The sequence below is a fragment of the Methylibium sp. genome, from assembly GCF_013817365.1.
Lineage (GTDB): Bacteria > Pseudomonadota > Gammaproteobacteria > Burkholderiales > Burkholderiaceae_C > Methylibium.
Window position 1 is genome coordinate 1 of sequence record NZ_JACDCU010000283.1, and the last position, 5,626, is coordinate 5,626.

At 66.7% G+C, this 5,626-nt stretch carries 6 protein-coding genes; all 6 read right to left on the reverse strand.

Going from position 1 to position 5,626, the window contains the following annotated elements:
- Nucleotides 1-110, reverse strand: a 110-nt coding sequence (locus H0W38_RS15595) for an SDR family NAD(P)-dependent oxidoreductase (RefSeq protein ID WP_292455709.1), incomplete at its 3' end; no start/stop codon positions are given.
- Between the two features lie 138 nt (nt 111-248).
- The gene (locus H0W38_RS15600) at nt 249-1,013 is read right to left on the reverse strand and encodes an enoyl-CoA hydratase (protein WP_292455703.1); all 765 of its coding nucleotides are present in this window, start codon (nt 1,011-1,013) and stop codon (nt 249-251) included.
- 72 nt (nt 1,014-1,085) lie between these two features.
- Nucleotides 1,086-2,285, reverse strand: a complete 1,200-nt coding sequence (locus H0W38_RS15605; RefSeq protein ID WP_292455705.1) for an acetyl-CoA C-acyltransferase — start codon at nt 2,283-2,285, stop codon at nt 1,086-1,088.
- Nucleotides 2,286-2,287: 2 nt separating this feature from the next.
- Nucleotides 2,288-2,632 carry an endonuclease domain-containing protein gene (locus H0W38_RS15610; RefSeq protein WP_367162215.1) on the reverse strand — a complete coding sequence of 115 codons (345 nt, stop codon included), beginning with the start codon at nt 2,630-2,632 and terminating at the stop codon, nt 2,288-2,290.
- Nucleotides 2,628-5,042, reverse strand: coding sequence for a 3-hydroxyacyl-CoA dehydrogenase/enoyl-CoA hydratase family protein (locus H0W38_RS15615; RefSeq protein ID WP_292455706.1), 2,415 nt, complete (start codon nt 5,040-5,042; stop codon nt 2,628-2,630). Before H0W38_RS15615 ends, H0W38_RS15610 begins: the two co-directional genes overlap by 5 nt.
- 153 nt (nt 5,043-5,195) lie before the next feature.
- The gene (locus H0W38_RS15620) at nt 5,196-5,621 is read right to left on the reverse strand and encodes a DUF2147 domain-containing protein (RefSeq protein WP_292455713.1); all 426 of its coding nucleotides are present in this window, start codon (nt 5,619-5,621) and stop codon (nt 5,196-5,198) included.
- Nucleotides 5,622-5,626: the final 5 nt, after the last annotated feature.

Genomic DNA, 5,626 nt, shown 5'->3' on the forward strand with positions numbered 1-5,626 from the left:
TTGGCGATCAGCGCGATGTTGGCGCCGTCGGCCGCCGCTCGCTTGGCGATGGCCAGGCCGATGCCGCGGCTGGCGCCGGTGATGAAGAGCGTCTTGCCTTTGAGGTTCATGGAATCTCCTGGTGCAGAGGCCGTTGACTAGGGGCGATGTGCGGACTAGGAGGAACACTCCCCAAGGAAACGCAGGTCCGCACTGCGCATCGCCGGTCTCGCCGGAGCCGGCCGCTGCATGCCGGCGGCCCGGGGTCGTCAGAGCTTGGAGAAATCGGGCTTGCGCTTGGCCATGAACGCCGTGAAAGCCTCACGCGCTGCGGGCTCGCCGAGCAGGCGCGCGAACAGTGCGCCTTCCTCCGCCATGCGGGCGCTCACCACCTCGGCCTGGCCCGTCTTCATGAATCGCTTGGTCTCGATCAGCGACGTGAGCGGCTTGTCGGCCAGCTTGCGCGCTTGCGCCTGCGCGAATCCGTTGGCCTCGCCCGGCGGCAGGATGCGGTTGACGAGCCCCCACTCCAGCGCCTGCTCGGCGCCGAAGGGCTCGCCGAGCAGCAGCGCCTCGGCCGCGCGCGGGTGGCCGATGAGCCTCGGCAGCAGCAGGCTCGAGGCGGCCTCGGGGCACAGGCCGAGGTTCACGAAGGGCAGGCTGAACTTGGCGTTGTCGCCGGCATAGACCAGGTCGCAGTGCAGCAGCAAGGTGGTGCCGATGCCGACCGCCGCGCCGCACACCGCCGCGACGACCGGCTTGGGAAAGCTGCTGATGCCGTGCAGGAAGCGCCACACGGGCGAGTCGGCGCCGGCGGGCGGGTTGCTGATGAAGTCGCCGAGGTCGTTACCGGCGGAGAAGATCAGTTCGTGGCCCTGGAACACGACCGCGCGCACTTCGGCGTCGTCCTTCGCCGTGGCCAGTGCCTCGGCAAGTGCCGCATACATGGCAGCGGTGATCGAGTTCTTCTTGTCGAGGCGGTTGAAGGTCAGCGTGAGAACGCCGGCTTCGACGTGGGCAAGGATGTCGGACATCGAGGGCTCCTGGGCAGAACGGTCAGCGGGGCGGGGCAGGGCGGTTCGCGAGACGCTGACCGGCCCGAAGAATCAGACGCGCTCGAAGATCCCCGCCGCACCTTGACCCGTGCCCACGCACATCGTGACCATGCCGTACTTCAGGTTGTGACGGCGCAGCGCGTGGATAACAGTCGCCGCGCGGATCGCCCCGGTGGCGCCGAGCGGGTGGCCGAGCGCGATGGCGCCGCCCATCGGGTTGACCTTGGAGCGGTCGAGATCGAGCGTGTTCAGCACGGCCAACGACTGCGCAGCGAAGGCTTCGTTGAGCTCGATCCAGTCGAGCTGGTCCTTGGTGAGGCCGGCGTACTCGAGCGCGGCCGGGATCGCCTCGATCGGGCCGATGCCCATGATCTCGGGCGGCACGCCCTTGATCGCAAAGCTGACGAAGCGCGCCAGTGGGGTGAGGCCGTGCTGCTTGATGGCCTTCTCGGAAGCGAGGATCAGGCAGCCGGCGCCGTCGCTGGTCTGCGAGCTGTTGCCGGCGGTGACCGAGCCCTTGGCGGCGAACACCGCGCGCAGCTTGGCCAGGCCTTCGAGCGAAGTTTCGGGGCGCGGGCCTTCGTCGATGCTCGCGGTGCGGGTCTTGAGCGTCGTCGTGCCGTCTTCGAGGTTCGGAGTGCGGTCCACGATCTCCACCGGCGTGATCTCGTCGCTGAACTCACCGGTTTCGATGGCCTTGAGCGCCTTCAGGTGCGACTGCAGTGCGAACTCGTCCTGCGCCTCGCGCGACACCTTCCACTGCGCCGCGACCTTCTCGGCCGTCAGCCCCATGCCATAGGCGATGCCGATGTTCTCGTTTTTCGCGAACACCTCCGGATTGAACGAGGGCTTGTTGCCGCTCATCGGCACCATGCTCATCGACTCGGCGCCGGCGGCGATCATCACGTCGGCTTCACCCACGCGGATGCGGTCGGCCGCCATCTGCACGGCGGTCAGGCCCGAGGCGCAAAAGCGGTTGACGGTGACGCCGCCCACGCCGTTCGGCAGGCCGGCCAGCAGGACGGCGATGCGCGCCATGTTCAGGCCCTGCTCGCCCTCGGGCATGGCGCAGCCCACGATGGCGTCTTCGATGGCCTTGGGGTCGAGGCCGGGCACCTGCTTCATGGCGCCGTGGATCACGGCCACGAGCAGATCGTCGGGCCGCGTGTTGCGGAACATGCCGCGGCCGGATTTGCCGATGGGCGTGCGGGTGGCAGCGACGATGTAGGCGTCTTGGAGTTGCTTGCTCATGTTCAGTCCTTGCTTGAGTGGACTCCCTCTGCCACTGAACGGAGAGGGTTCGGCTTCGCTCCCTCTCCCGCTGGCGGGAGAGGACTGGGGTGAGGGTGATGGAGGTGAAGCCAATCGAGGATGGCAGTCAGAACGTCGTCGCGTTCGGCAAGTGCTTCACGGTTGCTGAAGCGCATCACATGAAAGCCGTTCGCGCGCAACGCAGCGCTGCGCTGTGCGTCGGCTGTCATGACATCGGGCTCGTAGTGCTGACCGCCATCGAACTCGACGATGAGCCTTGCTTCGACGCAGGCGAAAGCGGCGACATAGCGGCCGACTGGGTGTTGACGCGTTCGAGCCCGCTCAATTGCGCACCGGCTTACCCGTTTGCAGCATGCCCATGATCCGTTCCTGGCTCTTCGGGTGCTCCAGCAAACCGCAGAAGCGCTCGCGCTCCATCGCCATCAAATACTCCTCGCTCACCATCGAGCCGGCATTGACATCGCCGCCGCATACCACCTCGGCGATCAGCGCGGAAATATGGAAATCGTGCGCGCTGATAAAGCCGCCACCCTGCATGTTGACGAGCTGACCCTTGATGGTGGCAATCGCCGAGCGGCCAGCGACCGGGAACAGGCGCCTCACCGGCGGGCGATAGCCGCTCTCGAACATTGCCTTGGCGTGCTGCGTCGCCACGAACAGCAACTCGTCTTTGTTGGGCACGATCACGTCGCTGTCCAGCAGGTAGCCGAGCTTGCGGCTCTCCAGCGCGCTGGTGCCGACCTTGGCCATGGCGGCGTTGGTGAAGCCGTCCTTGAGGAAGGCGAAGATGTCCGCGCCCGCATTGCCGGCCGAAGCCATCTCGGCCGCGCGGCGCGCGATGTAGGCCAGGCCGCCGCCGCCGGGGATGAGACCGACGCCCACTTCGACCAGGCCCATGTAGCTTTCCATTGCCGCCACACGGCGTGCCGAATGCACCGCCAGCTCGCAGCCCCCGCCGAGCGCGATGCCGCGGAGGGCGCTGACCACCGGCACCTGCGCATAACGGATGCGCAACATCGCGTCCTGCAGCTTCTTCTCTTCCGGCGCGATGCCCTTGGCGCCCATCTTCATGAACACCGGCATCAGCGCTTCGAGATTGGCGCCGGCCGAGAACACGTCGTCGGGCGACCAGATCACCAGGCCCTTGTACTGGGCCTCGGCCAGTTCCACCGCCTTCAGCAACCCTTCGGTGACGGTCGGGCTGATGAGGTGAAGCTTGGCGGTGATGCTGGCGATGAGCACTTCGCCGTCGAGTGTCCAGACGCGCACCTCCTCGTTCTTGAACACCTCCGTGCCGGATTTCAGCGGCGCGGTGGCGCCGGAGCCGCTCACGTTCTCGGGGAAGTGCTGGCGCTCGTAAACCGGCAGGGCGCGGCGGGGCACGTAGGCCTGCCGGCTCGGCGACCAAGAGCCCTCGGGCGTGTGCACGCCGGTCCGGCCGTCGAACACCCAGGCGGGGAGCGGTGCTTTCGAAAGCGCCTTGCCGGCCTCGATGTCGGCCTTCACCCACTCGGCCACCTGCTGCCACCCGGCCTGCTGCCACAACTCGAAGGGGCCCTGCGAAGTGCCGAAGCCCCAGCGCATGGCGAAGTCGATGTCGCGCGCGGTCTCGGCGATGTCCTCGAGATGCACGGCGGCGTAGTGGAAGCTGTCGCGCAGGATCGCCCAGAGGAACTGCGCCTGCGGATTGCGGCTTTCGCGCAGGAGCTTGAGCCGATCTGCCGGCGGCTTCTTGAGCATGCGCGCGACGATCTCGTCAGCCTTGCCGCCTGCCGGCACGTAGTCTTTCTTCGTGGGATCGAGGCGCAGGATGTCCTTGCCGACCTTCTTGTAGAAGCCCGCGCCGGCCTTCTGGCCCAGCGCACCGGCCTTGATCAGGCCGTCGAGCACCGGCGGCGTGGCGTAGCTCGTGAAGAAGGGGTCGTCCTTCAGGTTGTCCTGCAGCGTCCTGATGACATGCGCCATCGTGTCCAGCCCCACCACGTCCGCCGTGCGGAAGGTGCCCGAGCTCGCGCGGCCGAGCTTCTTGCCGGTCAGGTCGTCCACCACGTCGACGCTCAGGCCGAAGGTCTCGGCTTCCTTGATCGTGGCCAGCATGCCGGCGATACCGACGCGGTTGGCGATGAAGTTGGGCGTGTCCTTGGCGCGCACCACGCTCTTGCCGAGGAAGGTGGTGACAAAGCTCTCCAGTTGATCGAGCACCTCGCCGTCGGTGGTGGGCGTGTCGATCAACTCGACCAGCGCCATGTAGCGCGGCGGATTGAAGAAGTGGATGCCGCAAAAGCGCGGCTTGATCGATGGGGGCAGCGCCTCGGAGAGCTTCGTGATCGACAGGCCCGAGGTGTTCGACGCCACGATCGCATGCGGCGCCAGGTGCGGCGCGATCTTCGTGTACAGGTCGAGCTTCCAGTCCATGCGCTCGGCGATGGCCTCGATGACAAGGTCGCATTCGCTCAGACGCGCGAGGTGCTCCTCGTAGTTGGCCGGCTCGATCAGCGCAGCGTCCTCGGCCACGCCCAGCGGCGCCGGCTTGAGCTTGGCGAGGTTGGCGATGGCCTTGGTGACGATGCCGTTCTTCGAGGATTTGGACGACAGGGCCCCTGCCCCGTCGTTGTCTTTCGCCGGCAGATCGAACAGCATTACCGGAACCCGCACGTTGACGAGGTGCGCGGCGATCTGCGCGCCCATGACGCCGGCGCCGAGGACGGCGACTTTTCTGACTTGGAACCTGTTCATCGTTTCTCCTGCATTGCTGCTTGTTCGGGAGTCGGGCCTGCCCTTAGATTAGGGAACCGGACCCTGTCTTCTCACAAGGCTCGGCGTATTGCTCCCTCTCCCGCTGAGAGAGGGCTGGGGTGAGGGCCCAGCCCGATCCTCGAAATCACACGTTCATTCCACCCGCACCCACGTCTGTGTGCGCCCCAGCAGCGGCGCGCCGATGTAGCCCCGCACCTCCAGCTTCTGGCCGCCTTCGACAGGCTCGAGCCGCACCTTGTAGGTCTTGCCGTTGTTCGGGTCGAGGATCTCGCCTCCGTCCCAGCGCGCGGCGTTACCGGCGTTCTGCTTGACACCCTTGATGATGGTCATGCCGGCCACCGGCTGGTCCTTGCGCTCGTCGCTGCACTGATCGCAGGTGCTGTCCTGCCTGTCGGGGGCGAGCAGTTTCTCGACCTTGCCGCTGAGCACGCCGCCCGACTCGACGATGCGCACCAGTGACCTCTCCGTCTTGGTTTCGTCGTCGATCGTCTTCCACAGGCCGACCGGCGTGGCTGGCGCCTGCGCATGGGCCGCGGTCACCAGAACGCCGAGCGCCAAGAAGG

What these genes read in the sequence shown, in the direction of transcription:
- H0W38_RS15600 (WP_292455703.1), bottom strand. Translation starts at nt 1,013, where the DNA reads ATGTCCGACATCCTTGCCCACGTCGAAGCCGGCGTTCTCACGCTGACC.
- H0W38_RS15605 (WP_292455705.1), bottom strand. Translation starts at nt 2,285, where the DNA reads ATGAGCAAGCAACTCCAAGACGCCTACATCGTCGCTGCCACCCGCACG.
- H0W38_RS15615 (WP_292455706.1), bottom strand. Translation starts at nt 5,042, where the DNA reads ATGAACAGGTTCCAAGTCAGAAAAGTCGCCGTCCTCGGCGCCGGCGTC.